This is a genomic window from Paenibacillus cisolokensis (assembly GCF_050481165.1).
GTDB lineage: Bacteria > Bacillota > Bacilli > Paenibacillales > Paenibacillaceae > Paenibacillus_AH > Paenibacillus_AH cisolokensis.
This window is the reverse complement of record NZ_JBCNFP010000001.1, coordinates 56456-74510: the sequence shown is the minus strand read 5'-3', so window position 1 is coordinate 74510 and position 18055 is coordinate 56456. Positions and strand designations below refer to the sequence as shown.

17 protein-coding genes are annotated in these 18055 nt (G+C 60.9%); 14 read left to right on the top strand and 3 right to left on the bottom strand.

Annotation, left to right across the window (positions count from 1 at the left end; translation table 11 throughout):
* From ABEV74_RS00340 to ABEV74_RS00295, 10 genes are all read left to right on the top strand, one after another.
* Entirely contained in the window at positions 1-1239 is a 1239-nt protein-coding gene (locus tag ABEV74_RS00340; protein ID WP_430142701.1) for a CpaE/TadZ family protein, read from the top strand.
* Positions 1160-2401 carry a TadA family conjugal transfer-associated ATPase gene (locus ABEV74_RS00335; protein WP_062495153.1) on the top strand — a complete coding sequence of 414 codons (1242 nt, stop codon included), beginning with the start codon at positions 1160-1162 and terminating at the stop codon, positions 2399-2401. The genes ABEV74_RS00340 and ABEV74_RS00335 overlap by 80 nt, the downstream gene beginning before the upstream one ends.
* Positions 2398-3318, top strand: a complete 921-nt coding sequence (locus ABEV74_RS00330) for a type II secretion system F family protein (protein WP_430142699.1) — start codon at positions 2398-2400, stop codon at positions 3316-3318. Before ABEV74_RS00335 ends, ABEV74_RS00330 begins: the two co-directional genes overlap by 4 nt.
* A gap of 35 nt (positions 3319-3353) precedes the next feature.
* Positions 3354-4271 carry a type II secretion system F family protein gene (locus ABEV74_RS00325; RefSeq protein ID WP_430142697.1) on the top strand — a complete coding sequence of 306 codons (918 nt, stop codon included), beginning with the start codon at positions 3354-3356 and terminating at the stop codon, positions 4269-4271.
* Between the two features lie 66 nt (positions 4272-4337).
* A complete protein-coding gene (locus ABEV74_RS00320) occupies positions 4338-4535 on the top strand; it encodes a Flp1 family type IVb pilin (RefSeq protein ID WP_062495150.1) in 198 nt (65 codons plus the stop codon).
* On the top strand, positions 4519-5214 hold the full coding sequence (locus tag ABEV74_RS00315) for a TadE family protein (protein ID WP_430142695.1): 696 nt from the start codon (positions 4519-4521) through the stop codon (positions 5212-5214). Before ABEV74_RS00320 ends, ABEV74_RS00315 begins: the two co-directional genes overlap by 17 nt.
* Positions 5211-7532 carry a hypothetical protein gene (locus ABEV74_RS00310; protein ID WP_430142694.1) on the top strand — a complete coding sequence of 774 codons (2322 nt, stop codon included), beginning with the start codon at positions 5211-5213 and terminating at the stop codon, positions 7530-7532. The genes ABEV74_RS00315 and ABEV74_RS00310 overlap by 4 nt, the downstream gene beginning before the upstream one ends.
* Positions 7498-8457: a hypothetical protein gene (locus ABEV74_RS00305; protein WP_430142692.1), complete on the top strand. Its 960-nt coding sequence runs from the start codon at positions 7498-7500 to the stop codon at positions 8455-8457. Before ABEV74_RS00310 ends, ABEV74_RS00305 begins: the two co-directional genes overlap by 35 nt.
* 14 nt (positions 8458-8471) lie before the next feature.
* Positions 8472-8975 carry an A24 family peptidase gene (locus ABEV74_RS00300; RefSeq protein WP_062495140.1) on the top strand — a complete coding sequence of 168 codons (504 nt, stop codon included), beginning with the start codon at positions 8472-8474 and terminating at the stop codon, positions 8973-8975.
* Between the two features lie 25 nt (positions 8976-9000).
* Entirely contained in the window at positions 9001-10929 is a 1929-nt protein-coding gene (locus ABEV74_RS00295; RefSeq protein WP_430142689.1) for a DUF6382 and FHA domain-containing protein, read from the top strand.
* 1 nt (position 10930) lies between these two features.
* On the opposite strand, the gene ABEV74_RS00290 is transcribed toward ABEV74_RS00295, so the two are convergent.
* The 3 genes from ABEV74_RS00290 to ABEV74_RS00280 all read right to left on the bottom strand — a co-directional run bounded on the left by ABEV74_RS00290 (position 10931) and on the right by ABEV74_RS00280 (position 13107).
* Positions 10931-11827 carry a TIGR01777 family oxidoreductase gene (locus ABEV74_RS00290; protein WP_430142686.1) on the bottom strand — a complete coding sequence of 299 codons (897 nt, stop codon included), beginning with the start codon at positions 11825-11827 and terminating at the stop codon, positions 10931-10933.
* 147 nt (positions 11828-11974) lie between these two features.
* Positions 11975-12547, bottom strand: coding sequence for a hypothetical protein (locus ABEV74_RS00285; protein WP_430142683.1), 573 nt, complete (start codon positions 12545-12547; stop codon positions 11975-11977).
* Positions 12548-12657: 110 nt separating this feature from the next.
* The gene (locus ABEV74_RS00280) at positions 12658-13107 is read right to left on the bottom strand and encodes a DUF2621 domain-containing protein (RefSeq protein ID WP_062495133.1); all 450 of its coding nucleotides are present in this window, start codon (positions 13105-13107) and stop codon (positions 12658-12660) included.
* A 96-nt stretch (positions 13108-13203) separates the two neighbouring features.
* Between ABEV74_RS00280 and ABEV74_RS00275 the strand changes: the two genes are divergently transcribed.
* The 4 genes from ABEV74_RS00275 (at position 13204) to ppnP (ending at position 17977) form a co-directional block, all read left to right on the top strand.
* On the top strand, positions 13204-14331 hold the full coding sequence (locus ABEV74_RS00275; RefSeq protein ID WP_062497187.1) for a deoxyribonuclease IV: 1128 nt from the start codon (positions 13204-13206) through the stop codon (positions 14329-14331).
* 46 nt (positions 14332-14377) lie between these two features.
* Positions 14378-15280, top strand: coding sequence for a formyltetrahydrofolate deformylase (purU, locus tag ABEV74_RS00270; RefSeq protein ID WP_062495132.1), 903 nt, complete (start codon positions 14378-14380; stop codon positions 15278-15280).
* 248 nt (positions 15281-15528) lie between these two features.
* Positions 15529-17547, top strand: coding sequence for a transketolase (gene tkt / locus ABEV74_RS00265; protein ID WP_062495130.1), 2019 nt, complete (start codon positions 15529-15531; stop codon positions 17545-17547).
* Positions 17548-17659: 112 nt separating this feature from the next.
* Positions 17660-17977 carry a pyrimidine/purine nucleoside phosphorylase gene (ppnP, locus tag ABEV74_RS00260; RefSeq protein WP_430142678.1) on the top strand — a complete coding sequence of 106 codons (318 nt, stop codon included), beginning with the start codon at positions 17660-17662 and terminating at the stop codon, positions 17975-17977.
* The last annotated feature ends 78 nt before the right edge of the window (positions 17978-18055 follow it).

Below are 18055 nucleotides of genomic sequence, written 5' to 3'. Positions count from 1 at the left end.
ATGAAACGTCAACTGATCGTTGCGGTCCGGGAGCCGGAATATATCCGCCGTTTAAGCGATTATTTGCGCGATTCCCCGTTCGGCAGGCAGTGGCAGCTGACGGCGTTTACCGGCGATGATACGCTGCGCACGTTTTTGCAGGGAGGCTACCCGATCGATCTGCTCGTCGTGCAGCCGTCCTTTCTGCGGGAGGAGGAGCCGTCTCCGAATCTTCCGGCCGCCGCGCTCGTGAAGCGCAAAGGGGAATGCCAGCGGCTGAGGGAGATCGAGCAGTATCAGCCGCTTCCGCAGCTGATGCAGGCGATTTCGTCGGCGTATGCCGCAATTTGGGGGGCGGACTTGCCTGCCGGAACGGCGGGCGGAGCGGCCGTCATCGGGATTTGTTCCGCTTCGGGAGGCGCCGGCAAGACGGTTTTGGCGCTTCATGCCGCGAGACAAGCGGCCGCAACGGGCAAGCGGGTGTTCTATCTGAATCTGGAATTGTGGAACGCTTCCGGCGAGTGGATCGGCAGGCGGCGTTCGTCTGCTGCGCCGAGACCGGAGGACGGGGAAGACGCCTTCTCCCGTCTGCTGTATACGATCAAGAGCAGCCCCGCTTCCGCGGCAGCCAGGCTGGCCGAAGCGCGGGAGCGGGACACCCGGCTGCTGATCGACTATTTGCCGCCGTGTCCGTACCCGGAGGAGCGGCTCTCGATGACGGCCGACGATGCCGTGAAGCTGATCGATTGCGTCTCCGCATCGAAAGAGTACGATCTCGTCGTCGCCGATCTCGACAGCGGTCTGGACGAGCTGAACCGCGCCGTGCTGGAACGGTGCGACCGCATCTGGTGGCTCGTTCCCGACCAGGCCGCCGCGCGCCGCAAGTTTGCGCTTGCGTCGCAGTATTGGAAGCGCAGATGGCCGGATTCATTCGGCCGGTCGGAGCGGAAGATCGTATGCGTCGGAATCGGGACATCGGATGGTCCGGACAAGCGGCCCGGGATCGACGGATGGCGGGCCGGAAGCTGCGGCTGGCTCCCGGAGATCCCGCTCTGGCGCGCGGGCAGCGGGCCGGACGGATTCGGCGGCATCGGCTCGCTGCCGCCCGCCCCCGCTTACCAGGCGGCTGTCGTCCGGCTGCTGGAGATGAGCGGACTGCGCGGGGAAGGGGGGAGCGGCTATGCCGCAGAAGCCGATCGTGGCGGAACTGCGCGAGACGGTCAGATCGCGGATCGACCTGAACGGTACGGTATCGGATGAGCTTCTGCTCGAGACGGTCGAACGGGCGGTATTCGAATGGTCCGGCCGCCACCCGCTGACCGCGCCCGAGAAGGTTGCGCTTGTAAAGCGGCTTTATCATTCGTTCCGGGGGCTCGACATCTTGCAGCCGCTGATGGAGGACCCGGCGGTGACGGAAATTATGATCAATCACCACGGCGAAATTTTTATCGAGAAGGCGGGCCGGATGAGCTTGCTGCCGTTCGGCTTCGAAAGCGCGGAACGGCTGGAGGATCTGATACAGGCGATCGTGTCCGGTGTCAATCGCGTCGTCAACGAGTCGTCGCCGATCGTCGACGCAAGGTTGAAGGACGGGTCGCGCGTCCATGTCGTCCTGCCGCCCGTCGCGCTTCGCGGTCCGGCCGTCACAATCCGCAAGTTTCCCGGCAAGCCGCTTACGATGGACGATTTGGTCCGGTTCGGTTCGCTGACCGGGGAAGCGGCCGCGCTGCTCCGGCAGCTGATTGCCGCCAAATACAATATTTTCGTCAGCGGAGGCACGGGGACGGGCAAGACGACGTTCCTGAACGCGTTGTCGGCGTACATTCCTTCGGACGAACGGATCGTGACGATCGAGGATTCCGCCGAGCTGCGGATTTCCACCGTGCCCAATCTCGTGTCGCTGGAGACGCGGAATGCCAATACGGAAGGCAAAGGCGAAATTTCGATTCGCGATCTGATCCGCGCCTCGCTGCGGATGCGGCCAAACCGCATCATTGTGGGAGAGGTGCGGGGAGCCGAAGCGCTCGACATGCTGCAGGCGATGAATACGGGCCATGACGGAAGTATGAGTACGGGGCACGGCAACAGCGCGCGGGATATGATGGGCCGATTGGAGATGATGGTGCTCAGCGCCGCGGAGTTGCCCATCCCGGTTATCCGCCATCAGATTGCGTCGGCGATCGACATCGTCGTCCATTTGGCAAGGATGCGCGACCGTTCCCGAAGGGTGCTGGAGATCAGCGAAGTCGCAGGCGTTCGGGACGGCGCTATCGCGCTGAACCCGCTCTATCTGTTCGTCGACGAAGGCGACGGCCCGAGCGGAGTCGCGGGCGGACTGCGGCCTACCGGTAACGCTATGACGCGGCTGCGCAAGCTGGAGATGGCGGGCTTCCGGCGGGCCGACAGCGGGGTGGCGTCATGAACGCCGGCAAGCGGTCCGGCCCCGCAGAGCGGCCGGCGGCGCGGCGGGAAGCCGTATATTCCGCCGTACCGGCGGGGGCGGCAAAGTCCGGCCGGCCCGTGTACCGCTGGCTCGACTGGCTCGGCTTGAGCTTTCCGGAGCGGCGGGCCGCGGGGAAGGACAGGGGCGGGGAAGCTCTTCCGGATTACGGCGAATATCATCTGAGCGCCGGCCGGTTTTTGCTTCTTGCGCTGGCGGGCTGCGCGCTTGCGTTCGCGGGAGCCTATTTATTCTACCGGTCGGTCGCGCTCTCGCTATTGTTTGCGCCGGCCGGCATGCTCTTTCCGCGTTTCAGGCGCCGGTCGCTGCAGGCCGGCCGCCAGGAACGGCTGAGGCTGCAATTCAAGGAGGCGTTATTTTCGCTCACATCGTCGCTTGCGGCCGGCCGCTCGGTCGAAAATGCCTTCTTCGCGGCGACGGAAGATCTCGCGCTGCTTTATCCCGATCCGCATACCGACATCCGGCGGGAGTTTGCAGCGATTTGTCACCGGTTCGAGAACGGCGAGCCGCTCGAGAGCGCTCTCCGCCATTTCGCCGACCGCGCCAAGATCGATGAAATCAGCCATTTTGCCGACGTTTTCACGACCTGCAAGCGGGTGGGCGGCGATCTTGTGGAAGTGATCAAGCGAACGTCGCAGCTGATCGGGGACAAGCTTGAAGTTCAGCAGGAAATTGCGGTCATGCTTGCCCGCAAACGGTTCGAATCGCGCGTGATGATGGCCGTGCCGTTCGTATTTCTCGCTTTTCTCGGATTTGCAGCGCCCGACTATATGGAGCCGTTGTACGGCGGGTTCGGTTATGTGCTGCTGACGGCGGGTTTGGCCGTAATTTTGGCCTGCTGCTGGGCCATGATCCGCATTATGAGCATCCGGTTATGATGCTGTGCGGCGGCCAAAGGAGATTAGCGGAAGGGGTGAGGCTTATCGCTTGGTTGTTGACGGCTGTGCTGGCCGTAATCTGGGTGCTGCTTGCGGTCGCCGCTCGTTCGCCGCAACTCGCGCAAGCGGCTGCTCGTCCGCCGCAACGAACGCAGGCGGCCGCAGCCGGGAAACCGGCAAAGGCCGGCGGTTTCGATCTGAACGAGCATGTCATGACCTTGCCCTTTATGTGGGCGCTGGAGAGTTGCCGAGGATATGAACGGATGTCATTGTGGTTGGCCGGCCGCCATCAGCAACTGTTGGTGCTTTACGGACAGGGCTGGACGCTGGAGCGGACGAAACGTTTTGTCGCGCATGCGTTCGGGAGCGGATACGGGGCGCTGGCCGGCAGCGCGGCGATAGCCGCCGCCGGAGAGGAGACGGCCATTCTCGGCCTGGGCGTCGTGCTTGCGGCGCTGTTGCCGGCCGTCCGTTTTCACGGCGTGACCGCCCGGCTGGAGAAGCGCAGGCAGGATATCGTGCTGGCGCTGCCGGATATGCTGAGCAAGCTGATGCTGCTGGTCGGCGCGGGCGAGACGGTGCAGAGCGCGCTCATGCGCTGCGGCGACGGTTTGCGGCAAGCCGGTCATCCGCTTTACGACGAATGGGCCAGGGCGGTAAGCGCGATGCGCAACGGCGAGCCGTTCGGCAAAGCGATCGAGCAGTTCAACCGGCGCTGCGGCGTACGCGAGGTGGCCGTTTTCACGACGGTGCTGCTGCTCAATTACCGCCGCGGCGGCGATCAATTCGTTCTTGCGCTGCGCGAGTTGTCCTATACGCTCTGGGAGAAGCGCAAGTCGGCGGCGAGAGCGAGAGGGGAAGAAGCGTCCTCGAAGCTGCTTTTTCCGCTCGTCGGCATCTTTTTTGTCATGATGGTGCTTGTGGCGGCCCCGGCGATGATGCTGATGTCGTAAAAGTAATGGCAGCGGGCGGGTTGCACGAAAAATCGATTTCATGATTGCGGAAGGAGAACGTATTCGATGAGAAAATGGTGGAATGCATGCAAGCGGCGTGCGCAATCGTTTCGGCATGCGGAGGACGGAATCGGGACGCTGGAAATTATATTGATCATTGCGGTGCTCATTATAATCGCTCTCCTGTTCAAGGATTGGATTATCGAGCTGGTCAACGATTTGATGGGCAAAGCTTCCGATAAAGCCGATGAAGTGTTTGATTAACCGCGGCTGCCGTCTCGCCGTCCGACTTCGTCGCGACGACGGAAGCTTTGCGCTGGAAGCGGCGATGGTGATGCCGGTCATATTGACGATCGTTTTCGTCCTGCTGTTTTTCGGCCTGTATATGTATCAGAACGTTATGCTGTACTACACCGCTTCCGCGGCCGCGGAGCAAGCGGCTTTCGGTTGGGACAATAGCAGCCGCGATCCGAAGAGCGGTCTTGCCCCGCCGGGACAATATGACGGCTTGTACTGGCGATTGGGCAATGACGACATGCTCCGGTCGTTATTCGGCATCGGGGACGCGCCCGAGAAGACCGTCGTTGCGATACCCGGGGAACCGGGAGAAGACGATCGGCTGCCGGCGCGCAAACTGCTCAGGACGGCCGGACAGATGCCGTCAGGCTACGAAGGCGATGCCGGGTACGGACGGGAAGGGCTCCTCCGTCTGGTGGAAATAAGACTTCGCGAGCCTGTGGAATCTTCGCCCCTGGCGAAGTTCCGGCTTGAGGCCGAGCCTGCTACGCGCGCGGCGTCGGTCGTTGCGGATCCGGTCGAATTCATTCGCAGCGTCGACCTTGTCCGCTATTATGCGAACAAGTTCGGCCGGAAGCCGGAAGGTCGCGCACAGGCGGGAGAAGTGCTCTCGTCCTTGCCCGGCGCGAGGGGGGAGCGTCATTGAACCGAAAGGCGAACGGCCGGCGGATCGGCGTCGGAGGGAACGATAGCGGGAAGAATAGCGGCGGGAAGGACGGCTATGGGAAGAATGGCGGCGGGGGAAACGACCGAGGATCGGTGACTGTGTTCCTGATCATTATAACTGCGGGCATGCTGCTGTTTACTTCGCTTCTGATCGATTTTTCGCGCATCGCCGCCTTCAACCGCAAGCTGGACGGCGCGACGCGGGCGGCGGTCCGCTCTGTGCTTGCCGCTTACGATGCGGGACTGTACGAGCGGTACGGGTTATTTGCCCGGGGCGGTACGCCGGATGACGACATTATGGGTCCGGTGCTGGAAGACTGGCTGAACGGGCCGGACGGCGGCCATTTTCGCTTGCTCGACGCACGCCTTGTCGAATACGGCACCAACGTATCGCAGGTGCTCGGCGATCATGACGTGTTTCGGCGCCAGGTGCTGGAAGAGATGAAATACAAGGCTCCCATCGATCTGACGCTTGAGCTGGCGTCGAAGCTCAAGCCGATGTCGGGCGCGATGAAGGAAGCGGCGGCCGCCGTCGATCTGCTGGAACGGCTGCGGAAGCTGTACGAGCGGCGGGAGCAGCATTTGGCGGCCGCCATCGAAGCGCAGCGCGAGGCTGCGAACGCGGCGAAGGACGCCAATCTTGACAGCCTGCTGCCGCTTCAGGGAACGGCCGGCCTTTCGCGGGATACCGTGCAGGACGTCGCGGCAGGCTATGCGCAATATACCGCCTGGATCGCAGCGGATGCGAGCCGTGAGGAAGGAACCGAGCCTGTGTACGCCGCCGAAATTGCCGCGTACGAGCGGATGGCGCGAGCGGTCAGTCAGGACCTGCGGCAGTCGAGTATGCAGGCGGAGCAGGCGCATCGGCGCATGGAGACGCTGGCGCTGCAGGAGCTGGAGCTGGCCCGTCAGATCAACCGGGAGATGAGCGAAACGGCCGCCCGCGCAAGAACTTCCGCCGCCGGGCGTGACAGCGGATTCGTTCGGCTCGGCGAAAGCGCGGTTCAAGGCGGCGCTGCGTCGATTCCGGCCGGCGCGGAGGACGATCTGCGGCAAATCCGGGATACGGTCGACCAGCTGCTGCTGCCGGATGACTGGTTCGACGAATTTCGGGAGGAGATCGTAAGCCAGGCCGCCGAGTACGCATCCTTCTACGCCGAGGCCGGCGTTTTCCAATCCAGTGTGTCGGCGGCTCTGGGAGGCTACGGCGGGGACGGCTCGGCGCTGCATGACGGAGCGCGCCGGCTTCAAGCTTTGTACGGCCGGTTCTATGAGAAGTATATTCGACCGGGTACTGTTATCGCGGCACGCGAGCAGGCGCTGCAAAGCTCGCAGCAGGTCAGCCGGGAGGCCAAACGGAAACAGGCCGAAGCCGACGAGATGTGGAAGCGGGTGCGCGGCGTTCTGCATCAGCTCCGGGCGGATCCCGGGACGGAGGAGCAGCGGGAGGAGTTCCGGTTGCTGGAGCAGGCGTACCGCAGCAATCTCGCGTTCAACGAAGCGGCCGCAGGGCCGCCGCCAGAAGCGGCGGGGCTTCCCGATGAAGCGGGCGACATGTCCGGAGATGCGGCCGGCCTGTCGGAAGGCTTGTTCGGCAGCATGGCCGACATGCTGGAGCATGTTCGCGACCCGTTGTATATAGGCGAATATACGATCCAGCGCTTCTCGACGTTCGATCCCCGGAACTTTACAGGCTTCCTTGGGGTAACCGGTCCGGGGGAAGAAGCGGACGATGCTGCGGCGGATTCGGGAGGACTGGCGGAAGCGTTCAATCTCGGCAATCAGGAAGCGGAGTATATTTTATACGGGTTTCACGATCCGGTCGCGAATATCGCTGCGGCATACGGCGAATTGTTCGCGTTCCGGTTGGCGATACGGACGATGGAAGGGCTGATCGTGAACAAGTCGCTTGCGCATCCGCTCCTTATTTTGCCGGCTGCGCTGTTGTATGGGTTGAAGATGGCGGTGGAGGACATGATTTCGTTTGCCCGGGAAGGGGCCGCTCCGCTTTCCAAATACGTGCCGGTACGTTTGACGTATGCCGATTATTTGCGGCTGTTTATGCTTCTGCACGGCGGCGACGCCGGGCGGCTTTCGCGCATGATCGCCGTTATCGAACGGAATACCGGAACGGATTTGTCGCTTACCCCGGCAGGCGTATCCGGAGAAGTGCGGGCTTCGGTCAATCTGTGGTTTTTGCCGGGCCTGATGAGAACTGTTAACCGTTTGGGAGTACTGGAAGGAAAGGTTGCCGGAAACCGATATGAGACATCCGAAACGATCGGCTGGTCCTATTGACGGGCTGCGGGGAGAAAAGGGCGGCATTTCGGTGGAGGCGTCGCTCGCGATGCCGTTGTTTCTGCTGCTTGTCCTCTTCCTGGTATGCGTCGTCAAGCTGTCCGCCGTGCAGATGGCGCTGCAGTCCGCCGTTTCGCAGACGGTGCGTCAGGCGGCGGCGACGATGTACGCCGCCTATCTGGCGGCGGACGCGGCCGATTCCGATAACGAGGCGGTCAATATGCCGATGGCGGAATGGCCCGACGCCGCTGCCGAAATCGCCGGCTGGCTGCCGGATCCAGCCGGCTCCGTCATATCGGCGGCGATGAAAGGAGACTGGGGACCGGCCCGGGATTTAGCGGCGACGGAGCTCGGCAGGGAGGCGATCGAGCCGCTCATTCGGCGGTTTACCGACGCGGCGGAGCTTGAGCCGGAGCGGGTCCGGTTGAGCCGGCTTTCGCTGCCCGATCTGAACGATCGGCGGGACGCTTATTTGCGATTGGAAGTATCGTACGAATTTCCGATCAAAGTTCCGTTTCTTAACCGGCCTATCGTACTGAAAGAAGCGGCGGCGGAGCGGGTTTGGGTAAGCGACCCGCAGCCGGCGATGTACGGCGGCGGCCAGGAGGAAGGGCAAAGCGCGCCGCTGCAGATCGTGTCGATCGAACCGAATCCGCTCAGGCCGGGCCGAAAAGCGCGCGTCGTCGCGAGAACGGAGCCGGGCGGCCAGGTCTCGCTCGAAGTGATCTACAAAAGCGGGCGCAGCAAGGCGAAAAATTTGGGCGATGCGGCCGCGAATGCGGACGGATTGGTCGAATGGACATGGCATGTTTCAGGCAACACGACGCCGGGGGTTTGGGAACTGACAGTAAAAAACGCCGCCGGGGCGAGCGTTTCCATGCATTTTGTCGTAGCGAAATCCGGAACGGCCCCGGATAACGGATAAGGGGGGATTTGCCGATGAGCGCAGCCGCGCTGGGCGCTGCGGCTTTGATTGCCGCCGCTTTCGTCACCGATATACGTACGATGCGGATTCCGAATTTGCTGACAGGCGCCGGTTTCCTGCTCGGTCTCGGCTATCATGGGGCAACCGCCGGCTGGAACGGAGCGGGTTCGGCGCTCGCGGGAGCGGCGGCGGGCTTCGTTCCGCTTCTCCTTCTCCATCTGATGAAAGGGATCGGCGCAGGGGACGTGAAGCTGTTCGGCGCGCTCGGAGCCTGGCTGGGCGTTTATGAAACCGCGCAACTGCTTATGTACTCCATCCTGTACGCCGGGGCGATCGGCTGCATCGTCATTGCCGCCAGCCGACCGTTTGCGCGGCGGCTATGGACGGGCATCGCGCTCTTCATCGCGCCGGGCCGGCTCGGCATGAAGAAGGAAGTGTGGAACGGCTGGGCGGCACAAGGGCTGAAGTTTCCGTTTATGCTGGCGGTCGCGCCGGCGGCGGTTACGCTATGGTGGTGATCACATATGCGCAGGAGGGAAAGGATTGAAATCGCTACGCATTGATTTTGCGATGAACCGGGGACATGAAATGATTGTCGATGCGGAAAACGGCATTCGCCGCAACGAACTGGACGAGATCGAGCTGAACATGCTTCAGGCCCACTCGATTCCGCGCCTGCTGCCGATGGAGTGGATCGAGCTGGACGGCTGCGTGTCGTTCCGTTACAAAACGGCGGGCAAACGGCTGCTCACGCATCGTTTTCATCTTCAGCCGCTGACGCCGGAGGAATATTACCGTCTGCTGCTCGCCATCGTGGAGACGCTTGACGATTGCAAGCATTATATGCTGAGGCCGGAAGGCTGTTTGCTGCAGGAGCACTGCCTGTTCGTCGGAGAATCCGTAGACGATGTCGGCATCGCTTACTTGCCCCTGAACGATCCGAACCCGGAAAAAGGCGGGAAGGCGGGGGAACTGCTGGCGCTGGCCGTCCGCTGGACGGCCCATGTCCGGGAAGCGGTCGGCATCGACCACCAACGCATTCTGCGCGAGCTTGAAGGAGGCGAATCGTGGAGCGGGCTGCGTCAAACGCTGCAGGTTATGGCTGCGCATACGGAGCAGAGCGGCGGGCATGTGCGGACCGGGGCGTCGGACGGCTGGGGCGTAGGCCGGCCGAAGATGAAAGGAAGCTATGAGTCGCTGCATGGCTCCGCTGACGTGGCTGCAACCGATGAAGCCTGGCCGTCCGGGACGCCGAAGCCGTACTTCGGCAATGGCGGATGGCCTCCCGGCGAGGAAACGCCGGATGCGGACGAAGAAAAGAACGAACGGGAGGCATCGTCCGGCAGCAAGCGAACGGTCGCCGTTGCGCTTGCCGCGCTGGCCATTGCTTTCATTTGGCGGTTCGTATACGGTTCGGCGCCCGACAGGGCCGGTCTTCTGTTTTCCGGCCTGCTGACTGCCGCCACCCTCGGACTGCTGGCTGCCGTTTGGCGGAAAAAACGAAGCGAGCCAAGGCGAACGGAGTTGGCGGAGCGCGGCTTGACGGAACGTGACCTGATGGAGCGCGGCTTGACGGAACGTGACCTGATGGAGCGCGGCTTGACGGAACGTGATTTGATGGAACGTGATTTGACGGAACATGATTCGGCGGAGCGTGGCTCGACGGAACGTGACTTGATGAAGCGTGATTTGATAGAACACGACTTGTTGAAACATGACTGGGCGGAGCGCGATCCGGCGGAACGTGACGGGACGGCGCATGGCCAAGGGGATAACGGGAAGGCGGAATATGGCCCGCAGGAACGGGGACCGATGAAACGAGTGAAACGGCCGGGATGGCTGGAACATCCGGACAAGCTGGGGCAAATAGAACGTATGAAACAATTTGAACAGATGGAACAAAAGGGACAGATGGAACAAAAGCAACAAATGAAGCAAATTGGACAAATGGGACAAATGGGACAAATGGGACAAATGGGACAAACGGAACGGATGCCCGGACATTTCGCATGGAAGGACGCGGCAACATGGCAAGGGCGAGCGTCCGAACCGGAGATTTCGGAGCAGACGATTGCCGATCATTCCTGGATTGGGCATAAAGCCGACGCTTCCGCCGACGCGACGCAATGGCTCGGTGCGCGCAGCCAATCCGGAGAACCTCCCGGTACATATTGGCTGGAGCGCAAGACCGGTTTTCAGGTGGAACGGCTGCCGATCATAGGGGAACTGACGCGGATCGGTCGTGCGGAGGACAGCGTGCAGGTTGTCGACCGCTCGCCGGGCATTTCGCGGATTCATCTGGAACTGGTAAACAAGAACGGGGAAGTTACCGTGAAGGATATGGGCTCGCGCAACGGCAGCACGTTGAACGGAGAGGCGATGATTCCCTATAAAACATACAAGCTGCGGGAAGGGGATCTCCTGCAGCTTGCCGGGACCGGCGGTCCTGTCTATGAATTGAAAACGGGTTGAATCAACGGCCGACAAGGTTATGGACGGCGCTTTGAATATCGGGGAAGCGGAACCGAAAACCGGTTTCCAATGCTTTGCGGGGAATGACGCGCTGGCCGTCGAGCAGCAGAGTCGACATCTCGCCGAGCAGCGCCTTCATCGCGGCAGCCGGCACGGGAAGCCAGTGCGGGCGTCCCATCGCCTTGGCGAGCGCCCGTCCGAACCGGTCGTTCGTGACCGGCTCGGGCGACGTGGCGTTCACCGGCCCGGCAATGCCGGGCGTGTCCAGACAATGCAGAATGAGCCGGACCATGTCCTCGATATGGATCCACGATATCCACTGCCGTCCGCTTCCGATACGTCCTCCGGCGAACAAACGGTAAGGGAGCGCCATCAGCGGAAATGCGCCGCCGCGCCCCAATACGACGCCGGTGCGGAGCCGGATCACCCGGCCGGCCGGAATGGCGCCGGCGGCCTCCTCCCAGCGCACGGCCACGCGCGACAGGAAATCGCTCTCCACCGCCGGGCTGTCCTCACCGAACGTTTCCGTTTCCGAGGTTCCATAAATCGAGACGCCGGACGAATTGATGACGGTATGCGGGCGAGGCTCGAGCCGCTCGGCCAGCCGTGCGATCTCCCGGGCGGCGAACAGCCGGGAATCGACGATGCGCTTCTTCGCCCCGGCCGTCCACCGCTGATTGATCGTCTCGCCCGCCAGGTTGACAACCGCTTCGACACCTTGCAGCTTGCCGGGCTGGGCGGCGCACTCGTCCCATGTGACGCCATGCAGCTTCTCCCGGGCGCCAGTTATTTTGCGCGGGGACCGGGTAATCACCCAAACTTCATCCCCGCGTTCCAGCAGAGCATTCGTCAAAGCCGAGCCGATAAAACCGGTTCCGCCGGCAATCGCGACCTTCATGCGACACGCACGCCTCCTTGCCCGTTTCGCTTTGTCCTTCGTTTCACTTGCCAATTTCCGATATGTTTATATTGAACGAATATATTCAGAGATTCAGAAATCCATTGCGCAGAGCGAGCGATTGCACGGCTTCTTGAGCAGAGCGAATTATTGCACGGCTTCGATTTTGGTCAGCCACAATTGCTTGACCGATTCCTCTCCGCCGTCGACTTCTTTCTCATAATATTCGTACCGGATCTTCGTGTCCGGCTCCAGCGCGGCGACCGTCTCGGCAAGCTGCTCCTCGATCTGGAATGCGGCCGGACCGTTCGCCGTCTCAATTTCCACCGAATGGCCGTCGATCTGGCCGTTATAAATACCTTCGGCTTGCTGTACGACGGGGGCGCTGTCCGCATCGGACGATACCGGCGTGTCGGGATCGGCTACGCCCGGCTCCTCCACCGTGCCTCCGCCAGGTTCGCTCGACGGTTGCCCCGCTCCTCCTTCATTGCTGTCGGAACCGCCGCCGGTATTGGCACTGTCGCCGTCGACTGCGCCGCCGCTTCCCTGCGAGATACCGGACGTCTCGTCGCTTTGTTCGGTTGGAGGCGTTCCGCCCAGTTCGCGGTTCTCCTGGCCATTATTCGTGCTGCCGCAAGCGGTGGCGAGCATGGCCGCCAGCAGCAAAGCCGATGCCGCGGACAGCATTTTTTTGGCATGTTTTCTCTTGGTTGTTGTCATTTCAACCACCTCCTGCTTTCTATGACGAACCATACTCCCGGAAAGTTCCAGCTTTATCGGATCGTTCGTCGTCGTTTTGCGGAAAACGAAAGGAGCAACGGGCCTGTCCGTCAGGCATGATTCTCTTGCTGGAACAAATGCTGGTAGGCGCTGTAGTCGATCCCCTGTTTGTCGAGAAACTGCCTGAGACTGCGGTAATCGCGTTTCGGCGTCGCCAGAATGTATCCTTTGATGCAATGCTCGCGCGTCACTTCGGTCGAACCGCTTTCGACGGCCACCTGCGCGATCTTGGCTGCGATCGAATGGCGGGCGATATCGCGAAACGCTTTGGGAACGGGAGAGACAAGCTGCTCCAGAAAAGCTTTCGAATCTTCCGACCACATGCCCCGGCTCCGTTCGACCCAATAGTTTTGCCAATCCAGCTTCGATTTTCCGTCGCGCTGCGGCAGCACCTTCAGAAATTTGCGAAACATAAAAAAGCCGCCGATCGCCATAAAACCGACCATGACGACGGCCCAGAACAAGATGAAAAACATAAACCAGTTAGGGGTTCCGTTCATCCAGCTTTCACCTCTATACGAATTATAGCGTATTCCTAGATTTATTTCGATATTCCCTGTAAAATAGGAAGGTATCTAGGAAAGGGGCGATTGATGATGTTGAAAATAGGCTCCCATGTATCGTTTTCGGACAAGGGTTTGCTCACGGCGGCCCAGGAAGCCGATTCCTACGGCTCAACCACGTTCATGATTTATACCGGAGCGCCGCAAAATACGCGCCGCAAACCGATCGACAGCTTATATATTCCCGAAGGCAAGGAAGCGATGGCCAAATCGGGCGTGGAGGAGATCGTCGTTCACGCGCCATATATCATTAACCTCGGCTCCTATAAGGAAGACACGTTCGAGCTGGCGGTTCGTTTTCTGCAGGAAGAAGTGCGCCGCACGCATCATATCGGCGTCCGCAACATCGTGCTTCACCCCGGCGCCTACACGGACAAGGATGCGGAGTACGGCATCGGCCGCATCGCCGAAGGACTTAACGAGGTGCTGGACGGAACGGACGAGACGGACGTCAATATCGCGCTGGAAACGATGGCCGGCAAAGGGACGGAAATCGGCCGCACGTTCGAGGAAATCGCCCGAATAATCGATAAAGTCCGTCAAAACGACCGTTTGACGGTCTGCCTGGACACATGCCATATGCACGATGCCGGCTACGATCTGATCGGCGATCTGGACGGCGTGCTGGAGGAATTCGACCGGATCGTCGGGCTTGACCGGGTGGCGGTCGTCCATCTGAACGACAGCAAAAATCCGCGCGGCGCGGCGAAGGACCGGCACGCTCCCATCGGCGCCGGCTGGCTCGGATTCGATACGATCAACGCGGTCGTGCATCACGAGGCGCTGGCCGGACGGCCGTTCATTCTGGAGACGCCGTGGATCGGGAAAGATGCGAAGAAGCAGCGCCCGATGTACGAAGCGGAAATCGCCCTTCTGCGCGGCAACGCGATGGAGCGGTTCGGCGAGTCGTTCTTCGATCATGTCGAACGGCTGCATCATTTCTTCGGCAAACAGGACATCGATCCGAAAGTTTTTGTGCTCTCCACCTGGGAGACGCTGAAATCCGACGCTAAAGCGAAGAAGGCGGACCCGCGCGAGCCGATGGAACGGCTTTACGATCTCGTCGTCGAGCATCAGGTGCTGACCGATCTGAGCGAGGAAGAGATCAACCACCGCATTACGGCGTGGTTTGCCGGCAAGCAGCTGCTGGTCAACGCCTGACGCCTAAACCGATATTATTATTGCCAATGGAAGGAAGTAAAATTTCATGCAGCAAAACCCGTATCAAACGCAGCAGGTCAAGAGACGCGAAGACAAAAAAAACCGCGCGAGAATGCTGATCTCGTGTCCGGACCGTCCGGGCATCGTGGCGGCCGTCTCGCAGTTTCTGCACGAGCACGGCGCCAATATCGTCCAGTCGGACCAGTATACGATGGATCCCGAAGGGGGCATGTTCTTTATCCGCTTCGAATTCGACCTGACCGATCTGGAGCGGGAACTGCCCGTTATTCAGGAAGATTTCACCCGAGTGGCGGACCGTTTCGACATGAAATGGCATACGTTCCGCGCCAGCCGCAAGAAGCGTCTTGCGATTTTCGTTTCCAAGGAAGATCATTGCCTGCTGGAGCTGTTGTGGCAGTGGCAGGCCGGCGATCTCGATGTCGACATCGCCATGGTCGTCAGCAATCACCCGGATATGCGGGAGCTGGTGGAAAGCTTCGGCATTCCGTATATTCATATCCCGGTGACGCCCGAAACGAAGCCGGAAGCGGAACGCAAGCAGCTTGAGGCCGTGAGCGGAAAAGCGGACCTGATCGTGCTTGCCCGGTATATGCAGATTATTTCGCCGAAGTTTATCGAGCAGTTTCCGAACCGCATTATTAATATCCATCATTCGTTCCTGCCCGCATTCGTCGGCGGGAAGCCTTACCAGCAGGCGTATCAGCGGGGGGTCAAGCTGATCGGCGCGACGGCCCACTATGTCACCGAGGAGCTTGACGGCGGCCCGATTATCGAGCAGGACGTGCAGCGGGTGACGCATCGCGACAATGTGGAGGATCTGAAGCGGATCGGCCGGACGATCGAACGGATCGTGCTGGCCCGCGCCGTCAAATGGCATACGGAGGACCGCATTCTCGTCCATCAGAATAAAACCGTCGTGTTCAACTGACAGCGGAAGCGGCTTTCGTTGCCGTCCGGCGCGGTTTTATCCGGGGACGGCTGTCCGTTCGAAGGGAACAAATGGCCGGGTGCCGGCGGTATTGCCGGAGGCCCGGTCTTTTTTTACGTGGAAAACGGATAAAGGGAATGGTACAATATTTGAAAGCCATCTGGCACTGGCACCAGCGCCAACTTTCGCGAAAACCAGACATAAAGCGAACAGTCACGGCAAGATATAATTTCTAGGAGGAACTTGTGATGACCGTAACGCAAAAATCGATTGACCAGCTTTCCATCGATACGATCCGCACGCTTGCGATCGATGCGATCGAAAAGGCGAAATCGGGGCACCCGGGCATGCCGATGGGCGCCGCGCCGATGGGCTATCAGCTTTTTGCCAAAGAGATGAAGCATAATCCGTCCAATCCGGGCTGGATCAATCGCGACCGCTTCGTCCTGTCGGCCGGTCACGGCTCCATGCTGCTCTACAGCCTGCTGCATCTGTCGGGCTACGATCTGCCGCTCGAAGAACTGAAAAATTTCCGCCAATGGGGATCGAAGACGCCCGGCCATCCGGAATTCGGGCATACCGCAGGGGTCGACGCGACGACGGGACCGCTCGGCCAGGGACTCGGCATGTCGGTCGGCATGGCGATGGCGGAAGCGCATTTGGCCGCCGTATACAACAAGGAAGGCTATAATCTGATCGATCACTATACGTACGTCATCTGCGGCGACGGCGATATGATGGAAGGCATCTCGACCGAGGCGGCGTCGCTGGCCGGCCATCTGAAGCTGGGCAAGCTGATCGTGCTGTACGATTCGAACGATATTTCGCTCGACGGCGAGCTGAGCCTGTCGTTCTCGGAAAACGTACAGAAGCGTTTCGAAGGCTACAACTGGCAGGTGCTGCGCGTCGAGGACGGCAACGATCTGGATGCGCTGGCCAAAGCCATCGCCGAAGCGAAAGCCGAAACGGAACGTCCGACGCTGATCGAGGTCAAGACGATTATCGGCTACGGCAGCCCGAACAAGGCGGGCAAAGGCGGGCATGCCGGTCCGCACGGTTCGCCGCTCGGTCCGGATGAGGCGGCGCTGACGAAACAGGCTTACGGCTGGACAGCCGAAGAGCCGTTCCATGTGCCGGACGAGGTGCGCCGCCATTTCGCCGAAGTGAAGCGCGCCGGCGAACAGGCGAATGCGGAGTGGGACGAGCTGTTCGCGAAGTACAAAGAGGCCTATCCGGAACTTGCGGCGCAGTTCGAGCGCGCCGTAAACGGCGAATTGCCGGAAGGCTGGGATGCCGCGCTGCCGGTATACTCGCCGTCGGACAAACCGCTGTCGACGCGCGTCGCATCCGGCAATGCGCTGAACGGGCTGGCGGCGAACGTTCCGCATCTTGCCGGCGGCTCCGCCGACCTGGAAAGCTCGACGATGACGCATCTGAAAGGGTTGCCGGTGTTCAAGCCGGGCAGCTACGAAGGCCGGAACATCTACTTCGGCGTGCGCGAATTCGGCATGGCCGCCGCGATGAACGGCATCAGCCTGCACGGCGGGATCAAAATTTACGGCGGCACGTTCTTCGTGTTCACCGACTACTTGCGTCCGGCCGTCCGGCTGGCGGCGCTGATGAAGCAGCCGGTCGTCTACGTGCTGACGCATGACAGCATCGCGGTCGGCGAGGACGGTCCGACGCACGAGCCGATCGAGCAGCTGGCGTCGATTCGGGTCATTCCGGGGCTTACCGTCATCCGCCCGGCCGATGCGAACGAGACGTCCGCCGCATGGGCTTATGCGGTGCAGAACCAATCGAATCCGGTTGCGCTCGTCCTGACGCGCCAAAATCTGCCGGTGCTCGAAGGAACGGCGGAGCAGGCGCGCGAAGGCGTTGCCCGCGGCGCATACGTCCTGTCCGATGCGGCGGACGGCAAGCCGCAGGCGCAAATTATCGCGACCGGTTCGGAAGTTTCGCTGGCGATCAAGGCGCAGCAAGCATTGGCCGAAGAAGGTATCTCCGTTCGCGTCATCAGCATGCCGAGCTGGGATCTGTTTGACAAACAGGAGCAGTCGTACAAGGACGCCGTCCTGCTGCCTGACGTAAAAGCGCGGCTCGCGGTCGAAATGGCGCATCCGTTCGGCTGGGAGCGGTATGTCGGCGAAGCCGGCGATGTGCTCGGTATCGACACGTTCGGCGCTTCCGCGCCCGGCGACCGCGTGGTGAAGGAATACGGCTTCACCGTCGAGAACGTGGTGGCGAAAGTAAAGGCATTGCTGTAAAGAGATGTAAGAGAGAAAACAAAACGATGTTCGGGTATACGCGGCTGGCGGCTTGCATAGAGCGTCCGGCCGCTTTTCGTCCCGATGACCGGAGAACGAGAGGAGAACGGGTATGTCCCAATTCGAAAATGTAACGATCATCAAGCAAGCGAACGTTTATTTTGACGGCAAAGTCACCAGCCGCACCGTTGTGTTCCCCGACGGGACGAAAAAAACGCTCGGCATTATGCTGCCCGGCGAATATGAGTTCGGAACGGGCGACAAAGAAGTGATGGAAATATTGGCGGGAGATCTGAAGGTGCTGCTGCCGGGCGATACGGAATGGAAGCATATTCAGGGCGGTGACGAATTTGTCGTACCGGCCAATTCGAAGTTCAGGCTGCAGGTGGCGGCCGTAACCGATTATTGCTGTTCCTATATAAAAGAATAGACCGGCGCCGCGCCGGGCGCCGGTCGGGGCGCGCAGCGGCAGCTGCGCGCACGGCATACGGAAGACTTTTACGTTCGG

Coding starts and splice junctions, on each gene's coding strand:
- ABEV74_RS00340 (WP_430142701.1), top strand. CDS start 1: ATGAAACGTCAACTGATCGTTGCGGTCCGGGAGCCGGAATATATCCGC.
- purU (WP_062495132.1), top strand. CDS start 14,378: ATGCAGCAAAACCCGTATCAAACGCAGCAGGTCAAGAGACGCGAAGAC.
- ABEV74_RS00280 (WP_062495133.1), bottom strand. CDS start 13,107: ATGAACGGAACCCCTAACTGGTTTATGTTTTTCATCTTGTTCTGGGCC.
- ABEV74_RS00275 (WP_062497187.1), top strand. CDS start 13,204: ATGTTGAAAATAGGCTCCCATGTATCGTTTTCGGACAAGGGTTTGCTC.
- ABEV74_RS00300 (WP_062495140.1), top strand. CDS start 8,472: ATGAGCGCAGCCGCGCTGGGCGCTGCGGCTTTGATTGCCGCCGCTTTC.
- ABEV74_RS00285 (WP_430142683.1), bottom strand. CDS start 12,547: ATGACAACAACCAAGAGAAAACATGCCAAAAAAATGCTGTCCGCGGCA.
- ABEV74_RS00305 (WP_430142692.1), top strand. CDS start 7,498: ATGAGACATCCGAAACGATCGGCTGGTCCTATTGACGGGCTGCGGGGA.
- ppnP (WP_430142678.1), top strand. CDS start 17,660: ATGTCCCAATTCGAAAATGTAACGATCATCAAGCAAGCGAACGTTTAT.
- tkt (WP_062495130.1), top strand. CDS start 15,529: ATGACCGTAACGCAAAAATCGATTGACCAGCTTTCCATCGATACGATC.
- ABEV74_RS00335 (WP_062495153.1), top strand. CDS start 1,160: ATGCCGCAGAAGCCGATCGTGGCGGAACTGCGCGAGACGGTCAGATCG.
- ABEV74_RS00320 (WP_062495150.1), top strand. CDS start 4,338: ATGAGAAAATGGTGGAATGCATGCAAGCGGCGTGCGCAATCGTTTCGG.
- ABEV74_RS00290 (WP_430142686.1), bottom strand. CDS start 11,827: ATGAAGGTCGCGATTGCCGGCGGAACCGGTTTTATCGGCTCGGCTTTG.
- ABEV74_RS00315 (WP_430142695.1), top strand. CDS start 4,519: ATGAAGTGTTTGATTAACCGCGGCTGCCGTCTCGCCGTCCGACTTCGT.
- ABEV74_RS00330 (WP_430142699.1), top strand. CDS start 2,398: ATGAACGCCGGCAAGCGGTCCGGCCCCGCAGAGCGGCCGGCGGCGCGG.